Source organism: Cellulomonas sp. P4_D11 (genome assembly GCF_056401915.1).
The window spans coordinates 58,521-80,772 of sequence record NZ_JBFUIK010000019.1 but is presented as its reverse complement, the minus strand read 5'-3'; the positions used below and the strand labels follow the sequence as shown (position 1 = coordinate 80,772).

The window sequence follows — 22,252 nt, the reverse complement described above, 5'->3', positions numbered from 1 at the left end:
CCGGCCGACCCCCCGGCTGCGGTGCCGGCCGCCGCGCAGCCGGCCACCGCCGCAACCTCGGCCCCGCAGCTCGCCTCGACCGGCCTCTCCACCGAGGCGCCCGTGGCTCTGCTCGCGGCGACGGCGGTCGTGACCGGGACCGTCCTCGTCGGCCTGGGGCGTCGGAGCCGTCGGGCTTGAGCCTGGGCTGACGGACGAGAGCAGGACGGGACGCCGTCCTGGCGATCCGTCGCTCCCCGGCCGATCGCGCAGAAGTGCGGAAAAGCTCGCCCGGAGCAGCATGTTCGCCCTCCGGGCGGCGCGGATCGGCCTAGCCTGCGGGGGGATGGTCCGACGGAGGGAGCGCTGGTGTCCGAGAGCACGCTCGAGGCGCTGGGCGGGGGCGCGCCGCCTCCCGCGCAGTTCGGGCACGACGCGCTCGTCGTCTGCGACAACCTCGTGCGGATCTTCCAGTCGGGCAGCGTCGAGGTGCAGGCCCTGCAGGGGCTCGACCTGCTGGTGGACGAGGGCGAGATGGTCGCGGTCGTCGGGGCCAGCGGGTCGGGCAAGTCGACGCTGCTCGCGGTGCTGTCCGGGATGGACGCGCCGACCGCGGGCCGGGTGCGCGTGGGCGGCTGGGACCTCATGGCGATGCACGCGCGGGACCGGGTGGCCTACCGCCGTCAGATGGTCGGCTTCATGTGGCAGCAGACGTCGCGCAACCTCCTGCCGTACCTGACTGCCCGGCAGAACGTCGCGCTCCCCATGACCGCGCCCCGCCGGCACCGGGCCTCGCAGGCGGACGAGCTGCTCGATCTCGTCGGCGTCGGACACGTCGCCGACCGGCAGCCGCAGGAGATGTCCGGAGGTGAGCAGCAGCGCGTCGCGATCGCGACCGCCCTCGCCAACAGGCCCCAGCTCCTGCTGGCCGACGAGCCGACGGGCGAGCTCGACACCGCCACGGCGCAGGAGGTCTTCGATGCGCTGCGGACCGCGAACCGGGAGTCCGGAACCACCGTCGTCGTCGTCACGCACGACACGACCGTCAGCGCTCTGGTGGAGCGCACGGTGGCGATCCGGGACGGGCGCACCAGCAGCGAGGTGCTGCGTCGGGACGCCGGCGGGGACGTCACGCACGAGGAGTACGCCGTGATGGACCGCGCGGGCCGGGTGCAGGTGCCGCGCGACTTCCGCGAGGCGCTCGCGCTGACCCGCCGCGTGCGCCTGGCGCTGGAGGCCGACCACGTCGCGGTCCGTCCCGACGGCAGCGCGCGGTGAGCGCCCCCGGCGCGGCGGTGCACGTCCGGGACGTGCACCGCACCTTCGGTAGCGGCCGGTCGGCCGTGCGGGCCTTGCGCGGGGTCGACCTGGACGTCGCCCCGGGCGAGCTCGTCGCGCTCGTCGGGCGGTCCGGGTCGGGCAAGACGACGCTGCTCAACGTCGTCGGCGGGCTCGACCGTCCCGACGAGGGCAGCGTGCTGGTCGATGGCATCGACGTGGCGGCTCTCAGCGACGACGACCAGGCGATGCTGCGCCGCGACCGGGTCGCGTTCGTCTTCCAGACGTTCGGCCTGATCCCCGTGCTCACGGCGGCCGAGAACGTCGGGGTGCCGTTGCGGCTCCGCGAGGCCCCCGTGGCCGAGCGCGAGCGCCGCGTCGAGATGCTCCTCGACCTGGTCGGGCTCGCCCCGCACGGGCTCCAGCGGCCCGACGAGCTGTCCGGCGGCCAGCAGCAGAGGGTCGCGATCGCGCGGGCTCTGGCCGGCTCGCCCCGGCTGCTGGTTGCCGACGAGCCCACCGGGCAGCTCGACAGCGAGACCGGGCTGGCCGTGATGGCCCTGATCCGCGGCGTCGTCGAGGCGGAGGGCATGACGGCGCTGGTCGCCACGCACGACCCGGTGATGATCGGGCTGGCCGACCGTGCGGTGCGCCTGGTGGACGGTCGGCTGGTCGGGGCTGCCGAGCGTGGGTGAGCTCCTGTGGCGACGCGGGCGCGCCCAGGTGGCCGTGCTGGCGACGGTGCTGGCGGTCATGATCGCCGGCTCGGCGCTGGTCGGGGCGTGCGTGCTGCTGCTGACCGACGCTCCGCAGCGGGCCCTCCAGCTGGCCATCGTCCGCGCGCCCGGTGCGGACGTCGAGGTGGGTGTCGCGCTCGGCTTCCCGGAGGACCCGGACGACCCCGACGTGGACGAGCGCGTGGCGGCGACCGCGCGCGATGCCTCGGGCGCCGTCGCCGGGGCCTCGGACCTGATCAGCGCCCCGTTCGACGGGCTGCCGACGACCGAGACCGCGTGGATGTCGACCATCATGCGATATCTGCCGCCCGACGGAGGACCGCTGCGCCTCGCCTACCTCGCCGAGCTCGACGACCGGGACGCGCGCGGCACGCTCGTGTCGGGGCGCTGGCCGGCCGCGGCAGGCGAGGTCGCGATGCCCCTGGCGGCGGCGCGAGCACTCGGCCTCGACGTCGGCAGCGTCACCGGCCTCGCCGTCGCCCCGGCGGACGCGGGCGGCGGGCTGACGGTCGTGGGGACGTTCCTGCCGCGACCCGGCACCGGGTGGGAGGAAGACCCGCTGAGCGGGGCCGGGGTGAGCCCGAACTACCGCGGGTACATCTCCGCCTACGGCCCGTTCGTCGTCGCGCAGGGCGGTCTCGCGGCGAGCGAGATCCCGCTGCGCCGGGTCACCCTGCGCGTGCAGCCCGATCTCGCCGGCGCGAGTGCCGCCGACCTGATCCGGGCCGGCGTCGGGGTCGACGCCCTGCGCGGCGACCTGCGCGGCACGCTGGGCGATCGCGCCCAGAACGTCGTGGCGGACCTGCCGTTCGCCCGCACGCTCCATGCCGCGCGGGAGCAGAACGGGGTGACCGGCTCCGGCGTGCTCGCGGTCGCACTGCTGGGCGGCGCGCTCGCGGCGACCACCGTGGTGCTGGCCGCCCGGCTGGTCGCCGGCCGACGCGCGCCCGAGGCGGTGCTGCTCTCCGCCCGCGGGACGGGCCGCGGGCGGCTGGTCGCCCAGGCGGCCGTCGAGGCCGGGGTGCTGGCCCTGCTGGGGATCGTCCCGGCGACCGTGCTCGCGCTCGCGCTGTACCGGGTGCTGGCGGGGGCGGTCGGCCTGGACCCCCCGGCCATCCCGGAGGGCGGCCTGCTCCCGCTGGTCGCTAGCGTCACCGCCGTCTCCGTCACGCTCGGTGCCCTCCTCGTGCTGCCCTGGCTGCGCACCGGGACGCCCCGCGGCACGCGCGAGGACCGCGTCGGCGTGGTGGCCCGGTCCGGCGCCGACCTGCTGCTCCTCGCGCTCGCGGCGGTCGCCTTCCTGCAGCTGCGTGCCCACCGGATCGGGAGCGGCGCGACGGCCGACCCCGTCCTCGTCGTCGCGCCGGTGCTGTGCCTGCTGGCGGGGGCGGCACTGGTCCTGCGGCCGCTCCCGCTGCTCGCCCGCCGCGGCGAGGTGCGTGCCGCGTCGGCCCGCTCGCTGACGTTGCCTCTCGCGGCCTGGGGGGTGGCTCGACGCCCGCAGGGCGCCGCCGCGGCGTTCCTCGTGGTGCTGGCCACCGCATGCGCGACGTTCGGCGTCGGGTTCGCCGCGACCTGGTCGCAGTCGCAGCGCGACCAGGCCGCGGCCGCCGTCGGCACCGATCTGTCGGTGCCCGCGCAGCTGGGTGCGCTCGGCACGGGCACCACGCTGCGCGCCGTCACGGGTGGCCAGGTCAGCCCCGTCACGAGCCGGGCCGTCACTCTCGGCTCCCGAGCGCAGGGCGGCGACCAGGCGGTGCAGCTCGTCGCGGTCGACACGCGGCACGCCGATGCGCTGCTGCGCGGCCGCCTCCCGGCCGGTGGCTGGGCGGCCGCCACGTCGTCCCTGGCTCCGTCCGGCTCTGTCGGGGGTGTGCAGCTGACCGGGACGAGCGCCGACCTCGTCGTGACGGGCCACGTCGACGAGGGCGTCGCCCTCACCGCTGCCCTCAGCCTCGTCGTTCAGGATGGCGACGGAGCGCGTGCGGCGCTGCCGGCGGGAACGGTGGCGCTGGACGGCACGGCGTACGACCTCGCGGTCGCCGTGCCGGCGGCCGTCCGGGTGGTGGGCGTGGACGCCCGGCTCACCGCGGTCGGCGACGCGGGCGACCCTGACCAGCAGAGCAACCCCCGATTCGGCATCGACGTCATGCTGCGCGACGGCACGCTGTCCGGCGGCGGCCCGTGGTTCGCCGGCCGCGCGCCGACCGAGGACTACGTCGTGGCCTCGCTCGCGAGCGTCACGGCCGTCGACGTGCCGGACGGCGTGCGGCTGACCCTCGAGGGCACGGCCTCGCTGCCCGGGCTGTACTGGTCCGAAGGCACCCTCACCGCGCTCGCCTTCCGTCCCGTCGACGAGGTGCCCGTCGTGGTCTCGGCTCGGCTGGCGGACGAGCTCGGGCTCACCGTCGGCGACGGCGTGCAGCTCTCGCTGGGTCTGACTCCCGTGCGCGCGACGGTCGGTGGCATCACGTCCTACATCCCGTCGCAGCCACGCGCGGCGGCGGTGCTGGCCGATGTGGACATGCTGTCGCGCGCCGCCCTCAGCCAGGGCAGCCTCGAGACCCTGACCGACGCGTGGTGGGTCGGCGGCACCATCCCCTCCGCTGCCGGCGCGACGCTGGAGGCCGACGGGATCGGCCCCGTGACGGACCGCACCGCCGTCGCGCACGAGAACGCGGACGGTCCCCTGCGCGCGGCTCAGCGGGCGGCAGCCGCGCTCCTGGTCGTCGCCGCCCTCGTGCTCACGCTCGTCGGGACCGCGCTGCACACCACCACGGCGCTGGAGTCGCGCGAGCTCGACGTTGCCCGCCTCCGTGGGATGGGCGCACCGCGGCGCTCGGTGCTCAGGTCCGTGCTCGCCGAGCAGGCCGTGCTCATCGGGGTGCCGATCCTCGCCGGGGGGCTGCTGGGGGCGCTGGCCTGCTGGGCGGTCGGCCCTCTGCTGGCGCTCTCGGCCCAGGGACTGCCGCCGGTGCCGGCCGCCGTCGTCCGCTGGCCGTGGCAGGCACAGCTCGCCACGGTCCTGGCGCTGATGCTCGGGTGCGCTGCGCTCGTGATCCCGCTCGCGAGCCGCGCCGTGCGCCGCTCGACGATCGCCCGGCTGCGGATGGAGCCGCTCGCATGAGGGCCGCCTGGCGGCGCGCCCGCGCGGACCTCTGGCCGCTGCTCGTCACCGTGCTCGTCGTGGCGCTCACGGTCGGCCTCACCGACGCGGTGCCCCGGCTGCTGAGCGACCGGGCCGACGCCGCAGTCCGGGCGGCCGTCGCCCAGGCCGACCCGGCCGCCGACCTGGTGGTCACCAGCACCTACGGTCCCGGCGCGTCGGACCCGACGGCCGGCGCGACGGACACGACGAGGAGCGTCGACGACGAGGCGCGCAGGATCGACCGGGCGCTGCCGCCGTCGCTGCAACCGGTGCTCGGGCCGCCCGTCGCCGCCGCCACCAGCATCGACCTCACGCTCAGCACGCCCGGGCTGCCGACCGGGGGCGTCCTGTGGATGACCTACCTGTGGGCCGGACAGGAGCCCGCGGTGCGCTGGCTGTCGGGAGGCGCGCCCGGACGCCCAGGGCCTGACGGCGCGGTGCAGCTCGCGCTGTCCGCCGAGGTGGCTCGGGTGCTCGGCGTCGGCGCCGGAGACACCTTCGACGCGGCCATGCCTGACCACTCGACGGTGCCGGTGGTGGTCACCGGCGTGTTCGACGCGAAGGACCCGCGGGACCGCGTGTGGACCGAGCGGCCCGAGGTGCTGCGGCCGCGGTTGGTGGGACCGGACAACGCGCGGACCACGGTGGTGGCCGGTCTGCTGTCCGCGGCGTCGCTCCCCGCCGCCCGCGCTGCGCTCGAGCCGGACGGCGTGACCCGCACCTTCCGCTTCGCGGTGGACCCGCACGCGCTGGACTACGCCGGATCGGACGCCCTGGGCCGCCAGGTCGCGGCGCTGGAGGCGTCGCCGGACCTGCTGGGCGCCACCGGACCCCGGCCACAGGTCACGTCCCGCCTCGATCTCCTGCTCACGCAGGCACGCGTCCGCGTGGCGGCGACCTGGTCGCAGGCCTCCGTGGTGCTCGCGGGGCTGGGGTGCGGCGCCGTGCTGGTCCTGCTGGTCGCGGCCGACCTCCTCGCGCGCCGACGATCGGCGGCGCTGCGCACGGTGCGCGCCCGCGGCGCCTCCTTGGCCGGCATCGCCAACGGGGCCGGCGCCGAGTCCGTGGTGGTCGTCGCCGCGGGAGCCGCGGTGGGCCTCGCACTCGGCCAGGTCGCAGCACCGGGCGAGGTGACCTGGCCCTGGGTCGTGGTCGTCGTGACCGTGGGGGTGCTCGCGCCGCCCGCGTTCGCGACGGTGACCGCGGCACGCAGCGACGTCCGTCGTGTCCCGACCGACCGGCACCGCCGCCGCCTCGCGCAGCGCGTCCGCACGGTGCGGCGGCTGTCGTTCGAGGCTGCGCTGCTGGTGCTCGCGGCCGCGTCGCTGGTCGCCCTGCGCCGTCGAGGCGCCGCGTCGGTCTCCGGCGCCGCGGACATCATGCTCGCGGCGGCACCCGCGCTCGTCGCGGCGGCCGGCGCTCTGCTGCTGTGGCGCGCCGTCCCCGTGCTGCTGGACGGCGCGCTGCGCGTCGCGCGCAGGTCCCGCAGGGCCGGCCCGCTGCTCGCCGTGGCGCGCGCGCGTTCCACGGGGGCCGTTCTCCCGTTCGTGGCTCTCGTCGTGGTGACCACGCTCGTCGCGCTGTGCGGAGCGCTCGCCGGCACCGCACGCGCCGGTCAGGCGGACGGGTCGTGGGACGCGGTCGGGGCAGACGTCGTGGTGCGCACGACGTCGCCGGATGCGTCGCTGCAGGATCTCGCGGACGAGCTGGCCGCCGCCGACGGCGTCGACGCGGTCGCGGTGGCCCGGGTGCGGGCCCAGACCCAGCTCTTCGGCGTGCGCGGCGTCGACACCGTGCGGGTGCTCGCCGTCGACCCGGCGCCATACGGCGAGCTGCTCGCCCGCACGCCGTTCGGGGTCGCCCCGGCGCTCACCGCGCTGGCGGACTCGTCCGGCGCCGCAGCGACCCGCACCGCACCCGGTCCGCTGCCCGCGCTCGTTCCCGCCGCGCTGCTGGGGACCCATCCGTCGCTGAGCTGGGGCGGCGTGACCGTCGACCTCGAGCCCGTGGGAGCGGCGCCCGCGCTGCCGGCGCAGCAGCCCGACGAGACGACCGCCGGTCCCACCGTCGTGGTGGACCGCGCGGCGCTGACCGCGGTCGTCACGGCGGTCGCCGCCGCTCGAGCCGGTTCCCAGCGCGCCGACACCGCGGTGGCGGACCCGGACACCGTGTGGGCGGTCGGCCCGCGTGCGGCGGCGGCGGCCCGCGCGGCGGCCCCGACCGTCGGTGCCCACGTGCTCGGCCGCGCGCAGTGGCTCGCGGACCGGCGGTCGGACCCGCTGGACGGCGGTCTGCTGACGCTCGTCATCCTGGTCGCTGCCCTCTGTGCGGGGTTCGCGACGATCATCGTCGTCCTGGACGCTGCGGCCTCCGCTCCCGGGCGCGCCCGGTCGCTCGCGGCGGCTCGTGTGCTGGGGCTGCGCGGGCGGGGTGCGGCGCGCGTCGCAGCCGGCGAGCTGCTACCTCCGACGCTCGTGGCCGCCGTGGGCGGGGTGCTGCTCGGCGTGGTTCTCGTCGGGGCGCTCGTGGCGCCGCTCGCGCTGCGGTTGGTCACCGGTCAGGTGGCCGACCCCGGGGTGGTGGTGCCGTGGTGGACGGTCGTGCCGGTCGCGCTCCTCGCGGCGACCGTGCTGGTGGTCGTCGCGGTCGAGTCGTCCGCTCGCCGCCGTGAGCGGCTGGGACAGGTGCTGCGGGTGCGCTGACGGATGCGGCACGATGACGCTGTGCTGCTCGAGCCGAACCACGGCCACTACGACGCCAAGCTGATCCGACGACAGTACGAGGGCTCGTCGGTCGAGCTCGGACCCGACCGCGTCTCGTGGACTCCGCCGACCTACCGCTGGTACCACCACGGCGGTTTCAGCGCGCCGATCGGTGACCAGCCCGGGCAGGCGCACACGGTGACCAAGGTCCGCACCGCCTTCCCCAGCCGCTTCGGCTCGGGCCTCATCGACCGGTACGTCGTCACCGACACGACCGGTGCGATCCTCGGGTCGTTCCCGTCCGGCGAGGGGATCAGCGGATCGTCGCTCCCCCAGCACCTTGCCGGCTGGTACCCGGCGCCCGTCGTCATGGAGGCGGTCGAGCAGGCCGGTCTCGTGTGGGACGACCAGGACTTCGTGGGGGACGCACGTGGCCTGGATGCGGCGTTCCCCGGCGCCGTGCCTCACCTGCGCGGCCTCCACCGGATGATGTGGGTGCAGTCCGCGGTCTACGTGATCTGTGGCGTCGTGTTCGTGACCATGGCGACCGGCTGGGTCATCGCGGAGGGCTGGGTGCGGTTCGTCTTCCCGCTGATGCTCTACGGCCTGGCGCTCGAGCTCCTCTTCGTCGGCGTCCTCGCCTCGCCGCCCATGCTGCGCCGGCTGCGCGCGCGGCATCTCGCCAAGCAGTCCGCTGTCGCCTGACGAGCGTCACCCAGGGAGCACCCCGATCGCCCGCGGGTGCCGAGCCGCTCGGCGCGCCTGCATCCGGTGCACGGACCGGCGGATCGGCGGCAGCATCTGGAACACGCACAGCACGGCGTAGAACAGCGTGTTCACGCCGACGAACAGGCTCAGCGCCTCGAACCAGGTCGACTGCAGCACCGAGGACGGCAACGGGTTCCACCGGCCGATCCCGGGCAGGGCCAGCAGGACCGGCAGGGCGAGCGCGGCGGTGGCCGTGGGCCTCGGGACGTAGTTCCAGCCCGACTGCTTCTTGCCCGCGATCTGCAGGAGCGAGACGACGAAGGTCCACTGCAGGAACACCGAATACCCCAGCTCGATCACCAACGGCGTCGCCAGCAACCGGCCCCGCCACCCTTCCGCCCACGCGGTCACCACCCGCTCGAGAAGGAAGATCAGCCCGATCGTCGTCCAGAGCGCCGACCACCGGAACCCGTCCGCCGCCAGCAGGGCGATCACGGTCAGCAGCAGGTACGCGTGCAGGGCGATGACCCCGTAGGCCAGACCCACCTGCTGCCACCAGTAGAGGAGCGTCGTGCGCGTCAACCCGTACGCGCCGATGTTCTCCAGCGCCCCGCGCTGCCAGCGGTTGCGCTGCTTGCGCAGGTCCCGCCACGTCGGCATGACCTCCGTGACGACCCTGCACTCGGGAGGCGACACCAGCGTCGCGCCGAGCGACTTCAACGCCAGGGTGAGCTCGTTGTCCTCCGTCATCGCGAGCGTGTCGTAGACGTCCCCGGACCGGCCGGGGATCAGGGTGCCCCTGGCCTCCGCGACGGCGCGCAACGCGTACGCCCGGACCACCGCTGCGGTGCCGGTGAGGACGAACACGCGGCCTTCTCGACGGCTGAGGACCCGCTGGTAGCGCGCGAACTCGTTGCGCTGCATCTGCGCCAGGACCCGGCCGCCGTCCTCGCCGGAGAACAGTCCGCCGACAGCCATGAGGTCGGGGTCGTCGTCCAGCATGCCGAGCGCCACCTCGAGGAACCGAGGCGAGATCGTCGAGTCGGCATCCATCACCATGACGACGTCCGCGGCACCGGTGGTCGGCAGCAACCGGGCCAGCACCTGGTTGAGCGCACCGGCCTTGGCCTGCGTGTTGCCGACCGTCTCGACGACCTCGACGCCCCGGTCCCGGGCGATCTGCACGGTCGCGTCGGTGCAGTCGTCCGCCACGACGATGACCCGGTCCGGTGGGCGGAGCTGGCCGAGCAGCGAGACGAGGGTCCGATCGATCACCGCCTCCTCGTCGTGCGCGGGGATCAGGACGGTGCACCGGACCACGAGTCCGGCGACGTCGGCCTCGGCGGGAACGGCGGTGATCGGCCAGTCCGGCGGACCGTCCAGCCCGAGCGCGCGCGTGGCGGCGGCACCGAGGACGAGGCGTCGGAGCCGTGCGAGGTCGCGGGGCACCGGCTGCGCGAGGCCGCGCCCCCGGGACAGGACGCGCATGGCCGTGGCAGTCTGCTGGGCCGCCATCGCGACCAGGAACGCGGCGACCGCCAGGCCCACGCCGAGGACGACGATCGGGCGAGGCGCCCTCAGCTCGACGTCGACGGGCAGGATCGCGATGGCGACCTCGGCGTCCGGGACGATGCGGGGAGCGCTCGTCGCGAGCAGCCAGATCGCGCATCCCAGGAGCAGCGCCGCGGCCAGCGCGAGCGCGGCGGTGACCCAGCCGAGCCGGGCCGCCCGGCGGTGCAGCGTCTCGGCCACGGGCTGCGTCATCCACCGCTCCGGCGCTGAGTCACGACGGCGGTCACGAGGCCGATCAGGACGATGATCAGACCGACCCAGAGCAGGATCGCGCCCAGCCCAGCGAAGCCACCGACCGCCAGCGCCACCCCGATGAGGGTCACGATCAGCCACAACGGCATCGAGCGAACCTTCCGCGAGTGGGCCACTCAGCTCTGTCGGCAGCCTAGCGCCCGGGATCTGGCGGACATCGGGCATCTCGCGCTCGCGTTCGCCTGATGGCGCGCAGCGGACCTACCCGTGGCGGCCCGCCGGCGTACGGAACGTGCCCTCGCGTCAGGCTCGGCGGAACTCGGCGCGCCAGAGGGTGGGGCGCGTAGAGCGGCCTGGGGGCGGGAGCTGCTCGATCGACACGGCCGAGAGCCCGTCCCGGCCGAACGCCTCGATCTCGGGCCGGGTGAGGGGCCAGGGCGGTCCGCTCTCGTCGGCCTCCTCGGCGATGGCCTGCATGACCAGAAGCGTGCCGCCGGGCGCCACCAGCGAGCGGACGCCCGCCGTCAGCTCGGCGCGGACGGATCGGTGCACCGCCTGGACGGTGTAGATCTCGACGACCAGGTCGAACGCCCCGCGCCACGCGGACGGCAGGTCGAGCAGGTCAACCTCGGCGTAGGTCACCGGGGAGCCGAGGTGCCGGCCGCGGGCCGCGGCGACGGCGGACGGCGAGATGTCGAACCCCGTCGTCTCGTACCCGAGCCGGGCCAGGTGCTCCGCGTCGGCGCCGAGCCCGCAGCCGACGACGACGGCCGTGCCGCGAGCGTTGCCGGATCCGGGAGCGCCGGCCCACGAGGCGAGCGCCGGGTGCGGGTCGTCGTGGTCCCACGGCGTCGTCACGTCACCGACCGCGGCGGACGCCCAGAGCCGCTCGAACCAGCCGGTGGGCGCGGACGGGTCGTCGTTGCCGAGCCGGTCGGCTTCGGCCTGCCAGGGACGGGGCTCGGCCATGGCGTCGGACCCTAGCCAGGCGCTGAGCCGCAGACAACCGGAGCCCACTGCTCGGCGATGTCGCGCTGGATGGACCCGGGGTAGCGTCTCGAGCCTCCTGCAGGGGCTCGAGCGGCGCGGCGTGGTCGGGCGCCGCACCGAGCCCGGCAACGAGCGCAGCAAGCGCGTCTACGCGACGCCGGATCACAGTGAGATCTCCAGCTGTCAACGCTCACACGGCAGGGGATGTCGTGCCGAGCGCGTCGTCCGACGGCAGGAGCACCACGTTGCCGTCGGGGTCGTCGACCATCGCCGCGTAGGGGCCCGACGTCTGCTCGGGCGCCATCCGACCGTGGTAGCCGGCGCCGGTGAGCTCGGCGTACTTCGCGTCGACGGCATCGTCGTCGCCGAGGTAGAACTCGAAGAGCGTCTTGTAGCCGCCACCGCTCGGCAGGGTGTGGTCGGTGTCGTACCGGGCCGCGAACACGGTGTCGAAGAAGATCGTCACGCCGCTCGCCATGCGGTGCAGGACGAACGGCTTCTCGTCCTCGCCGGGCGGGATGTCGAGTCCCAGCAACCGGTAGAAGCGCAGCGCAGCGGGCATGTCGCGGACGATCACGCCGAGCATGCTGAGCTGGACGTCCATGCCCGCCCCCTCGCGATCGGGGCGGAGAGCCCATGAGAGAGGGAGAGCACCTGGTGCCCTCCCTTCTCAAGGTATAGAGCACAGGGGGGCTTGCGGCAAGACCCCCGTCACCGCGCAGAATCACCGACCGTGAACCCCGTGACCACCAGTGCGTTCGACCTCCCCGACCGGCTCGCCCACAAGGCCGACGCGGCGTCCATCGGCCGCGACGAGCTGCACTTCGCGGCCATCGCCGAGACCCTCGAGCAGCAGATCGCCGACCTGTCCGAACGCCTCGAGGCCGAGCGCAAGGCGCCGGGTCGCTCGGGTCAGGCGGCGTTGGAGCGGGACCAGGAGATCCACCGGCTCACCGCGCGCCTGCGCACCCTGCGGCGCTTCGGGCTGGACCTCTGCCTCGGCCGGATCGTCGGCGCGGACGGCTCCGAGCCCGTGTACGTCGGCCGGCTCGGGCTCACCGACCGCGCGGGGCGGCGGCTGCTGCTCGACTGGCGCTCCCCCGCGGCCGAGCCCTTCTTCGGGGCGACCCACGCGAACCCGATGGGGCTGGCCAGCCGCCGCCGGTACCGGTGGACCCGTGGCCGCGTCGGTGACTACTGGGACGAGGTGTTCACGGCCGACGGGCTCGACGGGTACGCCGCACTCGACGACCAGTCGGCCTTCATCGCCAGCCTGGGCACCGACCGGTCGGACCGGATGCGTGACGTGCTCGGCACCATCGCGGCCGACCAGGACGCGATCATCCGCGCGGGGTCCCGCGGCACGCTCGTCGTCGACGGCGGACCGGGCACCGGCAAGACCGTCGTGGCCCTGCACCGCACCGCGTACCTCCTCTACTCCGACCCTCGCCTCGGCCATCGACGCGGCGGCGTGCTGTTCGTCGGCCCGCACCAGCCGTACCTGGACTACGTGTCCGACGTCCTGCCCAGCCTCGGCGAGGAAGGCGTGCTGACCCGCACCCTCCGCGAGCTCGTCCCGGAGGGGGCCGCGGCGGCGAGCGAGACCGACCCGGAGGTCGCGCGCCTGAAGGCGTCCGTCGAGATGGTGACGGCGATCGAGCCGGCGGTCCGGTTCTCCGAGAAGCCGCCGACGGAGGGCTTCGAGGTCGAGACGCCCTGGGCGGACCTGTGGGTCAGTCCCTCCGACTGGGCCGAGGCTTTCGGAGCCCCGGAACCGGGCACGCCGCACAACGAGGCGCGCGACCAGGTGCGGGACGCGCTGCTGGAGATCCTGATGGACAAGGTCGACGAGGACGAGATCGAGCCCGACCTGCTGCACCGCTCGCTCCTCACGAACAAGGAGCTCACCACCACCCTCAACCGCGCGTGGCCCCTGCTCCAACCGACCGACCTCGTCGGCGACCTGTGGTCGGTGCCCGCCTACCTCCGGCTGTGCGCGCCCTGGCTCACGCCCGACGAGATCCGCACGCTGCAACGGGCGGACGCCCAGGCGTGGACCGTGTCCGACCTCCCGCTGCTGGACGCGGCGCGGCAGCGGCTCGGCGACCCCGAGGCGTCCCGACGCCGACGGCGGCAGGAGGCGACCCTGACGGCCGAGCGCGAGTACATGACCCAGATCGTCGACCACCTCGTCGCCACCGACGACTCCGAGCTCGGCATCATGCAGATGCTCCGCGGGGACGACATGCGCGACAAGCTCGTCGACGAGGCCGCGCTGCCCACCGTCGACCCGGACGCGCTCGCGGGCCCCTTCGCGCACATCGTGGTGGACGAGGCCCAGGAGCTCACCGATGCGGAGTGGCGCATGCTGCTGCTGCGCTGCCCGTCGCGGAGCTTCACCATCGTCGGGGACCGCGCGCAGGCGAGGCACGGGTTCACCGAGTCGTGGCAGGAGCGGCTCGAGCGGGTCGGGCTCGACCGGATCGAGCTGGCGTCCCTGAGCATCAACTACCGGACGCCCGAGGAGGTCATGGCGGAGGCGGAGCCGGTCATCCGCGCCGCGCTCCCGGACGTCAACGTGCCGACCTCCATCCGCGGCAGCGGTCGTCCCGTCGTCCACGGAGCCGTCGCGGACCGGGACGCCATCCTCGACGCCTGGCTCGCGGCGCACGTCGACGGCGTCGCGTGCGTCATCAACGATCCGTCGTTCGCCGGCACGGCGCGCGTCCGGTCGCTGACCCCGGCCCTGGCCAAGGGTCTCGAGTTCGACCTGGTCGTGCTGGTCGACCCGGAGGGGCTCGGCACGGGCATCGAGGGCGCGGTCGACCGCTACGTCGCGATGACGCGCGCGACCCAGGAGCTGGTCATCCTGACGAGCCCCGCGTCGGGTGCGCGTGGCAGCATCGCGGGATGACGGAGTCCCGGCACCTCAGCGTGCACGTCGAGCGCCCCATGGCCGAGGTGTACGCCTTCGCGTCCGACCCGGCGAACCTGCCTCGGTGGGCCCCGGGCCTGGGGAGCGCGGTGGTGCAGGTCGACGGCAGCTGGTTCGTCGAGACCTCCGGGGGTCGGGTGCGCGTCACGTTCGCGCCGCAGAACGAGTACGGCGTGCTCGACCACGAGGTGCTGACACCGACCGGCGAGACGGTCGACGTGCCGATGCGCGCGATCGCCGACGGCGACGCCACCGAGGTGGTCTTCACGCTGCGCCGCGCCCCGGGCATGACCGACGACGAGCTCGAGCGCGACGCCGGGCTGGTGACCGCCGATCTCGCCCGGCTGAAGGACGTCCTCGAACGCCGGTAGGTGGGATGGTCGGAGCATGAGGCGGTTCCCGCGCATGCTCGGCTGGGCGGCCGTCGGCGTCCTCGTGGTCGTCGCTCTGGGCTGGCTCGCCGGCTACGTCGACCGCGACGTCAGCCGTCGTGCGGCCGACGACGCGCACAGCAAGCTCGCCGCTGCGGTCTCCGCCATCAGTGCGGACGTCGAGGCGGACCCGGACGCAGGAGGTGAGGCGCTCGCGGCGGCCGTCGCCGGTCGCGTCGGCGAGGTCTACCGCGGCGCGGTGACGAGCACGAGCACCACGGACACCGGCGCGCGCGTCGACGTGTACGTCGACGGCGAGGCGAGCCACCCCGGCGGACCGTTCGGGACCGAGGTGGCCCGCCGCCTCTGCGTGCGCCTCGTCGTCGAGCCCGCGGCCGATCCGCAGGTCGACGTCGTCCCCCTGACGTGCACGGGCACCGCGGCCGTGATGCCCCCGGACACCCAAGCGACGCAGCTGGTCAGGTAGCCGGCAGCACCGCGGCGATCGCGCTCACCTCGATGAGCGCGCCCGGCACCCCCAGCCCCGCGACCCGGGCCGCGGTGACCAGCGGCGGTGCTCCGTCCACGGCGAGCCTCGGGGCGATGGCCCCGTACGCGGCGACGAGGTCGGCGTCGGCGGCGATGAGCACCGTCCACTGCACGACGTCCGCGAGCGACGCGCCCGCGGCCCGCAGGGCGACCTCGGCGTTGTCGATGGTGCGGACGGACTGCTCGGCGACGTCGTCCGAGACGATCGCACCGGTGTCGTCGACGCCGTTCTGGCCCCCGACGTAGATGGTCGTCGCGCCCGCGGGCACGACGGCGACGTGGCTGAACGCCGGGCTCTGGACGAGCCCGGCCGGTTGCAGGCGGGTGATCTCCATGCGTTCCACCGTGGCACGGACCTCTGACACGCGCCCGAGGCGCCCGGGCGAGGTCACCGGCTGAGCGCGGTGGTCTCGTCGAGCCGGGTCATCTTCTCCGGGTTGCGCACCGCGTAGATGCGGCTGACCCGGCCGTCCTCGATCACCAGGCTCATCACGGTGTTGAGCTCGCCGCCGACGTGCACCTGCGCCGCCGGCTCCCCGTTGAGCCACGTCGCCGTGGACTCGAAGTCGACCGTGAGGCGGGCCAGGCCGCTGAGGAACGCACCCACCTTGTCGGCGCCGGTGATGGGGCGCAGGGCGGCTGCGACCACGCCGCCGCCGTCGGCCACCACGACCACGTCCGGGGCGAGCACGTCCAGCAGTCCCTGCAGGTCGCCGTCGCGGACCGCGGCGACGAAGCGCTCGACGACGGCGACCTGCTCGGCCCGGCTCACCTGCTGCCGCGGGCGTCGCGCCGCCACGTGCTCGCGGGAGCGGTGGGCGATCTGGCGCACGGTGGCGGGGGTCTTGCCGACGGCGTCGGCGATCTCCTCGTAGGGCGTGTCGAACACCTCGCGGAGCACGAACACCGCCCGGCCCGTGGGGTCCAGCGTCTCCAGGACGGTCAGCATCGCGAACGAGACGCTCTCGGCGAGCTCGACGTCGTCGGCCACGTCGGGGCTGGTCAGGAGGGGTTCGGGGAGCCACTCGCCGACGTAGTCCTCGCGTCGGCGCGCCAGCGTGCGCATCCGGTTGAGCGACTGGCGGGTGACGATCCGCACGAGGTACGCCCGCTCGTCGCGCACCTCCGCGCGGGCCGCGGGAGCCAGGGCCGCCCAGCGCAGCCAGGTCTCCTGCACGACGTCCTCGGCGTCGGCGGCGGAGCCGAGCATCTCGTAGGCGACCGTGAACAGCAGGCTGCGGTGCGCGACGAACGGGTCCTCGCTCATGACCCGGACGCTACGCGGCTCGGCCGGGCCAGCGGCGGGAGGTCGCACGAGGCGGCGAACCCTTCCGCCTCGATCCCGAGGGCGGAGTTCGTCCGGGAGTAGAGGTTCGCCAGCGCGACCCACGACGTGAGCTCGACCAGGCCCGGCGCACCGAGGTGGTCGAGCAGCCGCGCGGAGAGGTCGTCGGTGACGGTCGGCGGGGTCTGCGTCATCGCCTCGGCGTACTCGAGGACGTCCCGCTCCAGCGGGGTGAACACGGTCGACTCCCGCCAGCGGGGCACCTGCTGCGCCTTCGTGAGGTCGAGCCCGTCGTTGTGCGCCTGGAAGTACCCGAGGTCGAGGCACCACGAGCAGCCGACCAGCGAGGCGACAGCCATGTGCGCGTAGGACTTCAGGTCCTCGTCGCACGCGTGCCACTTCGAGGACTTCTGGCCCAGGCCCAGGCTGAACTTGAGGACCGCCGGGTTGTTGCCCATCACCCCGAGGGCCTCGGGCACCTTGCCGAACATCTTCGTGCTGAACCTCTTGACCAACGCCCCGTACAGACCGGTGATCTCGGTGGCGGGGACCCGCGTCGTGCTGGTCATGTCTCCTCCTCGTGAGCTGGTGTCGGACACAAGACACCGGCCACGAGGGATCTGTGACAGCTACCGGACGACGTCGTAGAACAGGTGCGCGGCGTTGCGGGTGACGACGGTCGCGGACTCGTCGGGACGCAGGGTCACGCGCGACCCGGGGAACAGCGGCGTCCCCGCGCCGAGCACCAGGGGGGCGACGTGCAGGTGCAGCCGGTCGACGACGCCGTCGCGCAGGGCGGACGCGCCGAGCTCGCCCCCGCCCATGATGACCACGTCCTTGTCGCCCGCGGCGGCCGCCGCCTGGTCGAGGGCGTCGCGCAGACCCGTGGTGACGATGGTCATCCGGTCGGTGAGCCGGACGTGCGCGGGGGCGTGATGGGTCACGACGAAGCACGGTGGCGGGTCGGCCGGGTCGCCCTTGTCGGCCCCGTAGTGCCGCTCGTCGCTCCAGCCGTCCGGCGCGTCGACGATGTCGAACGTGTGCCGGCCCATCACGACCGCGCCCGTGATGCCCGTGCCCGTGGTGAGCAGCCGCTCGTCCTCGGGCGTCCGGTCGCCGATCGCCCAGTCGTGCAGGGCCATCCCTCCGTCGCCCAGCCCGTTGCCCGGACCGGCGTGCGGGCCCGTGACGAAGCCGTCGAGGGAGATCGTGATGTCGAGGATCACCGCCATGCCGGTTCACGATGCCACGACCGGTGCCCGCCGGCCCGGCGAGGGAGGCCTCGCGGGTACCCGCCCCCGCAGGGACTTCGTCGGGCCCGCGCGTCGCCTCAGGCCGCCCATCGCGACGGGCTGACCGCTCGGCACGCGGGTGAACGGGCGGCCGAACCGGCCGGAGCGACCGCCTCCTACGATTACCGTCCGCGGGATGAGCCGCCGAGGAGTCGCCCTGCTCGCCGCAGCCTGTGCGGTGCTCGTCGCCGGCTGCGGCGGCCCTGGGCCGGCGCTGAGCGACCTCGAGGACGAACCCGTGCTCGTGGCGCCCGTGCCGGCCACGGAGCTCGGACGCGGCGTGCGGCAGCATGAGTACGGGCTGGGGATGGGCCCGGACTCGTTCGCGTACTCGGTGGTCGCGTACGAGCTGGACGCGAGCCTGGCCGAGGCGCGGGAGGCGTGGGTCGACGCCTACGGCTCGTCGTACGCGCTGGAGCCCGAGGACCAGCTGGACCAGGAACAGATCGGCCTCTCCGGTCGCGGCGAACGGTTCAGCGTCACGATCGTCGTCGCCGACGAGGTCGCGGAGCCGTACGAGCAGGACGGGGAGTTCGCGGAGCCGGCCGGTGGCGCCGTGGTGACGGTGTTCGTCTACGGGTTCGAGTAGGACCCGCTCAGCCGAGCGGGGAGTGGATCGCCCAACGGTGCCCGAAGGGGTCGACGAGCCAGCCGCGCCGCTCGTCGCCCTGGTCCGTCGGCTCCCGGTCGGGCGTCGCGCCGGCGGCGACCGCGGCCGCGTAGACGGCGTCGACGTCGTCCACCGCCAGCACGATGGCGGACGTGCTGTGGCCCAGGGTCGCCGGCGCGTAGGCGCCGAACTCGTGGAACTCGTCGGACAGGTAGAGCGGGTCGTCGCCGATCGTCAGCGCGACGAAGCCGATCCGGCCGCCGCCCTCGTCGCGCTCCCCGGTCTCGCGAGCGCCGAACGCCGAGGCGTAGAACTCGATCGCCCCGGCCGCATCGTGCACCGTCAGGTAGGGCACCAGCATCGTCGGCTCCTGGGAATCGTCGTCGTCTTCACGACGACGCTAGGCCCTCCCGCCGCTCGTCCGCGAGCAGGGCGCCATCGTGTCCGCGCGCCGCAGGGTCAGCCGCGCAGCGGCCGGCCTCGGGCGTCGCGGGCGAAGCGGCCGCGCCGCACCGACAGGTACAGCAGCCCCTCGACGAACCCACACATGCCCATGGCCAGCGCGGCCAGGCCGAACGTGAAGAACCCGCCGACGATAGTGATCGCCAGCATGATCAGGCCGCGACGCCAGTAGCCGAGGTACATCCGGTGCAGGCCCAGGCAGCCGAGGAACACCCCGAGCAGCCCGGCGGCGACGCGCGACCGGTACCAGATCGGCAGCACGATCCGCTTGCCCTGCCACGGCCACTGCCACTGCCGCGGGACCGACTCGCGGGCCGGTGCCGGCATGGCGTCCTGCACGTCCGGGACCGGTCCGGGCGGGTAGCGCACGGTGGCCGAGAGCGGCTGGAACAGGGGGTCGGGCGCGCGCTGCGGCCGGTGCGTGACCACCGGGCGCTCGAGCGCGTCGTCGAGGTCGACGACGTGCGTCGGCCGTTCGATCGTCTCCGTCACGGGTGCTCCCGCTGCTCGCGCGCCGCGGCTGCGGCTGGTGCTCCGAGCGTAAGCCCGCCGCGGGGCGACGTCGACGCCAGGCACCCATGGATCGGCCCGGCGGACGGGTCCTAGGGTGGAGCACCGACAGCGCGCCAGCGAAGGAGCAGCCATGTCGTCGAAGGGTTCGGGCGCCGGTGGCGGTGCCGTCTATGGTCTCGGGTTCATCGGCGCGGCGGTCTTCTACTTCGCGCAGGCCGACACCTTCTGGATGTTCGTGCTGGCTATCCCGAAGGCGATCATCTGGCCGGCGATCATGGTGTACGAGCTGCTCAAGAGCTTCTACGGGCTGTAGGGCTCGGGGCGCGACGCGAACAGGTTGAGCCCGAGCGCGCCCGAGAGGTAGCGGGTGGCCAGCTGCCCGCGGACGCTGTTCCCGGCCGCGTCGAGCCGTGGCGAGAACGTGCTCAGGCTGCCCTTGCCGGGCGCGACGGTGACGATGCCGCCCGACACCCCGCTCTTGCCGGGCAGCCCGATGCTGAACAACCACTCGCCCGACCGCTCGTACAGGCCGCTGGTGGCCAGGGCCGCGAGCACGTACCGGCACACCGACGGGTCGACCACGCGCTCGCCCGTCACGGGGTTGACGCCGCCGTCCGCCAGCGTGGCGCCCATGACGGCCAGGTCCTCCGCCGAGACGAGCAGCGAGCACTGCCGCGTGTAGACGTCGGTGGTCTCCAGCGGGTCGCGGGCCATGCGGCCGTAGCTCTGCAGAAGGCGGGCGATGGCCTGGTTGCGGCGGTTGTTCGCCGCCTCGGAGGCGTAGACGTCGGCGTCGAGCGTCAACGCGTGGCCCGCGAAGGCCGACATGCCGGCCTGGAGGTACGCCCACTGCTCCTCGAGCGTCGCACCCGGCACCAGGCTGGTGGTGGCCAATGCGCCGGCGTTGACCAGCGGGTTCATCGGGCTGCCGCCGTTCAGCTCGAGCGCCATGACGGAGTTGAAGGGCAGGCCGGTGTTGTTCACGCCGACCGCGTCGAGCACGGCCTCCGGCCCGATCGCCTCGCAGACGAGCGCGAACACGAACGCCTTGGAGACCGACTGGATGGAGAACTGGTGCCGGGCGTCCCCCACGCTGTGGGAGGCGCCGTTCACCGAGACGATGCTCAGCCCGAAGAGCTCGGGGTCGGCGTCGGCGAGCGCCGGGATGTAGTCCGCCACGGCGCCCTCGTCGACCCCCGCGTACCTGTCGTGCGCATCCTGCATGAGCTGCTGCACCAGCTCGGCCCGTGGGAGCGTCCCGGTGGAGATCAGCTCGGGGTCGTGGAAGTCGTCGGTCACGTGCTCATACCAGCACACACCCGGCTACCTACGGTCGACGGGCGACCGTGAGCAGGTGCGAGCTCAGCCCGAGCAGGCTGGGCTCCGACTCGATCGTCCGGGCGGCCTCGATCACGACGTCCGCGTCGACCGCGCGGCCGTCGTCGTCGAACGCCGGCGCCAACGACCTGATCCAGGCACCCATCCCCTCGACGCCGACGGTCTCGCGGACGTCCAGGCCGACCTCGGACGCCTCGCCGGCGAGCTCCTCCGGCCGGTGGAAGTACGCGGTGGTGAACCAGCGCGGGTCCCCGGTCGGGTTCTCGTGCACGCCGGTGGCCAGGTCCTGCGCGACGATCGCCCGGAACGCAGGGTCGAACAGGTAGGCCTGCGCGAGGCCGTCGAAGAGGGACGCGAAGCGCGAGATCCCCATGGCGATCACGACGCCGCCGGGGACGACGACCCGCGACGCCTCGCGCCACGCCGCCAGCCGGTCGGCGCGGTCGGTGAGGTGGTAGAGCGGCCCGAGCAGCAGGACGGCATCGGCGGACGCGTCGGGCGATCCCAGCGCCCGGGCGTCGCCGACCGACGCGGTGAACCGGTCGTGGTCGCCCAGACGCTCGCTCGCCCGGGCCACGTGGCCGGGGAGCAGGTCGACGAGGTGCACCGTGTGCCCGTCCTCGAGCAGCCACTCGGAGTGCACCCCGGTCGCGCCGCCGACGTCGAGCACCCGCGACCCGGGGGCGACGTGGCGCCGGACGATCTCCTGCACGCGGGCCAGCTCGAGGCGACCGAGCCCGCGACGCAGCCGCTGGTCCTCGTCGATGTCGGTCACGTAGTGCTCGTGGATCGGTGGCTCGTCCATCGCGACAACCTACGAGCAGGGCCGCGGCCGCCGCACCCGCATATTCCGCGCCTCCGTCGGCGTACCCTCGCGACCATCGAGAGAGGCGGGTGCCGTGGAGGACGACGGGCTGAGTGAGCGCGACCTCGCGCCGACCCCGCTCCAGCAGGTCCGCCGCTGGGTCGGCGAGGCGGAGGCCCGGCAGGCGGAGCAGGGCGACGTCGCGGAGCCCACCGCGCTCTCGGTCGCGACGGTCGACGCGGACGGGCGGCCGAACGTGCGCACCGTCCTCATGCGGTTCCTCGACGCGCGCGGGCCGGGTTTCGTCACGGACCTGGGGTCGACGAAGAGCCGGGAGATCGGCGCGACCGGCTCGCTCGCCGCCTCCCTGACGTGGCCGGCGATGTACCGGGCGGTCCGGTTCCGCGGCCGCGCGGTCCCTGTGGGTCGCGACGAGATCGCCGCCTACTTCACGTCCCGCCCGTGGGGCTCGCGCATCAGCGCGTGGGCGTCCGACCAGTCGCGGCCGATCGCCGACCGGGCGGCGCTGGTCGCCGAGTACGAGCGGTTCGCGGCCCTCTACCCGGACACCGGCTCACGCGACGACGTGCCCGTGCCGGACGGCTGGGGCGGGTGGCGGATCGACTGCGACGAGGTGGAGCTGTGGGCGGGCCGGCGCGACCGGCTGCACGACCGCCTCGTGTTCACGCGCGTCGGCGACGGCGACCTCGACACCCCCGGGGCGTGGACGGTGCACCGCCGCCAGCCCTGAAAGTCGTGGACGACGCCGCCGACCCGCTGCCATCG

At 74.4% G+C, this 22,252-nt stretch carries 24 protein-coding genes; 12 read left to right on the top strand and 12 right to left on the bottom strand.

The genetic code is table 11. From position 1 onward, the window contains the following. The 6 genes from AC1DT4_RS13440 to AC1DT4_RS13415 form a co-directional block, all read left to right on the top strand. The coding region (locus AC1DT4_RS13440; RefSeq protein WP_477090298.1) for a hypothetical protein at positions 1-180 on the top strand (180 nt) is incomplete at its 5' end. A gap of 168 nt (positions 181-348) precedes the next feature. Further along, positions 349-1,257, top strand: a complete 909-nt coding sequence (locus AC1DT4_RS13435; RefSeq protein ID WP_477090297.1) for an ABC transporter ATP-binding protein — start codon at positions 349-351, stop codon at positions 1,255-1,257. Further along, entirely contained in the window at positions 1,254-1,952 is a 699-nt protein-coding gene (locus AC1DT4_RS13430) for an ABC transporter ATP-binding protein (RefSeq protein ID WP_477090296.1), read from the top strand. Before AC1DT4_RS13435 ends, AC1DT4_RS13430 begins: the two co-directional genes overlap by 4 nt. After that, positions 1,945-5,121 (top strand): FtsX-like permease family protein, encoded by a 3,177-nt coding sequence (locus AC1DT4_RS13425; protein WP_477090295.1) that lies wholly within the window; start codon positions 1,945-1,947, stop codon positions 5,119-5,121. Before AC1DT4_RS13430 ends, AC1DT4_RS13425 begins: the two co-directional genes overlap by 8 nt. Next, complete coding sequence (locus AC1DT4_RS13420) at positions 5,118-7,844, top strand: hypothetical protein (protein WP_477090294.1); 2,727 nt, start codon at positions 5,118-5,120, stop codon at positions 7,842-7,844. The genes AC1DT4_RS13425 and AC1DT4_RS13420 overlap by 4 nt, the downstream gene beginning before the upstream one ends. 21 nt (positions 7,845-7,865) lie before the next feature. Further along, entirely contained in the window at positions 7,866-8,549 is a 684-nt protein-coding gene (locus tag AC1DT4_RS13415) for a hypothetical protein (protein ID WP_477090293.1), read from the top strand. Positions 8,550-8,555: 6 nt separating this feature from the next. Here AC1DT4_RS13415 and AC1DT4_RS13410 read toward each other — a convergent pair whose 3' ends face one another. From AC1DT4_RS13410 to AC1DT4_RS13395, 4 genes are all read right to left on the bottom strand, one after another. Next, on the bottom strand, positions 8,556-10,316 hold the full coding sequence (locus AC1DT4_RS13410; protein WP_477090292.1) for a glycosyltransferase family 2 protein: 1,761 nt from the start codon (positions 10,314-10,316) through the stop codon (positions 8,556-8,558). After that, positions 10,313-10,465, bottom strand: a complete 153-nt coding sequence (locus AC1DT4_RS13405) for a hypothetical protein (protein ID WP_477090291.1) — start codon at positions 10,463-10,465, stop codon at positions 10,313-10,315. The genes AC1DT4_RS13410 and AC1DT4_RS13405 overlap by 4 nt, the downstream gene beginning before the upstream one ends. 154 nt (positions 10,466-10,619) lie before the next feature. Continuing rightward, positions 10,620-11,285: a class I SAM-dependent methyltransferase gene (locus AC1DT4_RS13400; RefSeq protein WP_477090290.1), complete on the bottom strand. Its 666-nt coding sequence runs from the start codon at positions 11,283-11,285 to the stop codon at positions 10,620-10,622. A gap of 211 nt (positions 11,286-11,496) precedes the next feature. Further along, positions 11,497-11,910: a VOC family protein gene (locus tag AC1DT4_RS13395; protein ID WP_477090289.1), complete on the bottom strand. Its 414-nt coding sequence runs from the start codon at positions 11,908-11,910 to the stop codon at positions 11,497-11,499. Between the two features lie 129 nt (positions 11,911-12,039). Between AC1DT4_RS13395 and helR the strand changes: the two genes are divergently transcribed. The 3 genes from helR to AC1DT4_RS13380 are packed head-to-tail and all read left to right on the top strand — an operon-like array spanning position 12,040 to position 15,099. After that, on the top strand, positions 12,040-14,220 hold the full coding sequence (gene helR / locus AC1DT4_RS13390) for an RNA polymerase recycling motor ATPase HelR (protein ID WP_477090288.1): 2,181 nt from the start codon (positions 12,040-12,042) through the stop codon (positions 14,218-14,220). Further along, the gene (locus tag AC1DT4_RS13385; protein WP_477090287.1) at positions 14,217-14,612 is read left to right on the top strand and encodes an SRPBCC family protein; all 396 of its coding nucleotides are present in this window, start codon (positions 14,217-14,219) and stop codon (positions 14,610-14,612) included. The genes helR and AC1DT4_RS13385 overlap by 4 nt, the downstream gene beginning before the upstream one ends. A gap of 16 nt (positions 14,613-14,628) precedes the next feature. Further along, entirely contained in the window at positions 14,629-15,099 is a 471-nt protein-coding gene (locus tag AC1DT4_RS13380; protein ID WP_477090286.1) for a hypothetical protein, read from the top strand. On the opposite strand, the gene AC1DT4_RS13375 is transcribed toward AC1DT4_RS13380, so the two are convergent. Genes AC1DT4_RS13375 through AC1DT4_RS13360 form a run of 4 tightly spaced genes read right to left on the bottom strand, consistent with a single transcriptional unit; the run spans position 15,092 to position 17,678 of the window. After that, the gene (locus AC1DT4_RS13375; RefSeq protein ID WP_477090285.1) at positions 15,092-15,496 is read right to left on the bottom strand and encodes a RidA family protein; all 405 of its coding nucleotides are present in this window, start codon (positions 15,494-15,496) and stop codon (positions 15,092-15,094) included. The genes AC1DT4_RS13380 and AC1DT4_RS13375 overlap by 8 nt on opposite strands. Before the next feature lie 53 nt (positions 15,497-15,549). Then, positions 15,550-16,428 (bottom strand): RNA polymerase sigma-70 factor, encoded by an 879-nt coding sequence (locus tag AC1DT4_RS13370; protein WP_477090284.1) that lies wholly within the window; start codon positions 16,426-16,428, stop codon positions 15,550-15,552. Beyond that, positions 16,425-17,015: a carboxymuconolactone decarboxylase family protein gene (locus AC1DT4_RS13365; RefSeq protein WP_477090283.1), complete on the bottom strand. Its 591-nt coding sequence runs from the start codon at positions 17,013-17,015 to the stop codon at positions 16,425-16,427. Before AC1DT4_RS13365 ends, AC1DT4_RS13370 begins: the two co-directional genes overlap by 4 nt. Before the next feature lie 60 nt (positions 17,016-17,075). Beyond that, complete coding sequence (locus AC1DT4_RS13360) at positions 17,076-17,678, bottom strand: dihydrofolate reductase family protein (RefSeq protein WP_477090282.1); 603 nt, start codon at positions 17,676-17,678, stop codon at positions 17,076-17,078. A gap of 196 nt (positions 17,679-17,874) precedes the next feature. Here AC1DT4_RS13360 and AC1DT4_RS13355 point away from each other — a divergent pair, with 196 nt between their 5' ends. Beyond that, positions 17,875-18,327, top strand: coding sequence for a hypothetical protein (locus tag AC1DT4_RS13355; protein ID WP_477090281.1), 453 nt, complete (start codon positions 17,875-17,877; stop codon positions 18,325-18,327). 7 nt (positions 18,328-18,334) lie between these two features. Here AC1DT4_RS13355 and AC1DT4_RS13350 read toward each other — a convergent pair whose 3' ends face one another. Both AC1DT4_RS13350 and AC1DT4_RS13345 read right to left on the bottom strand, forming a co-directional pair. Further along, a complete protein-coding gene (locus AC1DT4_RS13350) occupies positions 18,335-18,709 on the bottom strand; it encodes a VOC family protein (protein WP_477090280.1) in 375 nt (124 codons plus the stop codon). 98 nt (positions 18,710-18,807) lie between these two features. Continuing rightward, positions 18,808-19,302: a TM2 domain-containing protein gene (locus AC1DT4_RS13345; protein WP_477090279.1), complete on the bottom strand. Its 495-nt coding sequence runs from the start codon at positions 19,300-19,302 to the stop codon at positions 18,808-18,810. Positions 19,303-19,453: 151 nt separating this feature from the next. On the opposite strand from AC1DT4_RS13345, the gene AC1DT4_RS13340 reads away from it, so the two are divergent. Next, on the top strand, positions 19,454-19,636 hold the full coding sequence (locus AC1DT4_RS13340; protein WP_477090278.1) for a hypothetical protein: 183 nt from the start codon (positions 19,454-19,456) through the stop codon (positions 19,634-19,636). On the opposite strand, the gene glsA is transcribed toward AC1DT4_RS13340, so the two are convergent. Together glsA and AC1DT4_RS13330 are read right to left on the bottom strand one after the other, a co-directional pair. Next, positions 19,624-20,622 carry a glutaminase A gene (gene glsA, locus AC1DT4_RS13335; protein ID WP_477090277.1) on the bottom strand — a complete coding sequence of 333 codons (999 nt, stop codon included), beginning with the start codon at positions 20,620-20,622 and terminating at the stop codon, positions 19,624-19,626. The two genes, AC1DT4_RS13340 and glsA, sit on opposite strands and share 13 nt — an antisense overlap. A 28-nt stretch (positions 20,623-20,650) precedes the next feature. Continuing rightward, positions 20,651-21,466 (bottom strand): class I SAM-dependent methyltransferase, encoded by an 816-nt coding sequence (locus tag AC1DT4_RS13330; protein ID WP_477090276.1) that lies wholly within the window; start codon positions 21,464-21,466, stop codon positions 20,651-20,653. 94 nt (positions 21,467-21,560) lie between these two features. On the opposite strand from AC1DT4_RS13330, the gene pdxH reads away from it, so the two are divergent. Further along, complete coding sequence (pdxH, locus tag AC1DT4_RS13325) at positions 21,561-22,217, top strand: pyridoxamine 5'-phosphate oxidase (protein ID WP_477090275.1); 657 nt, start codon at positions 21,561-21,563, stop codon at positions 22,215-22,217. Positions 22,218-22,252 lie beyond the last annotated feature (35 nt).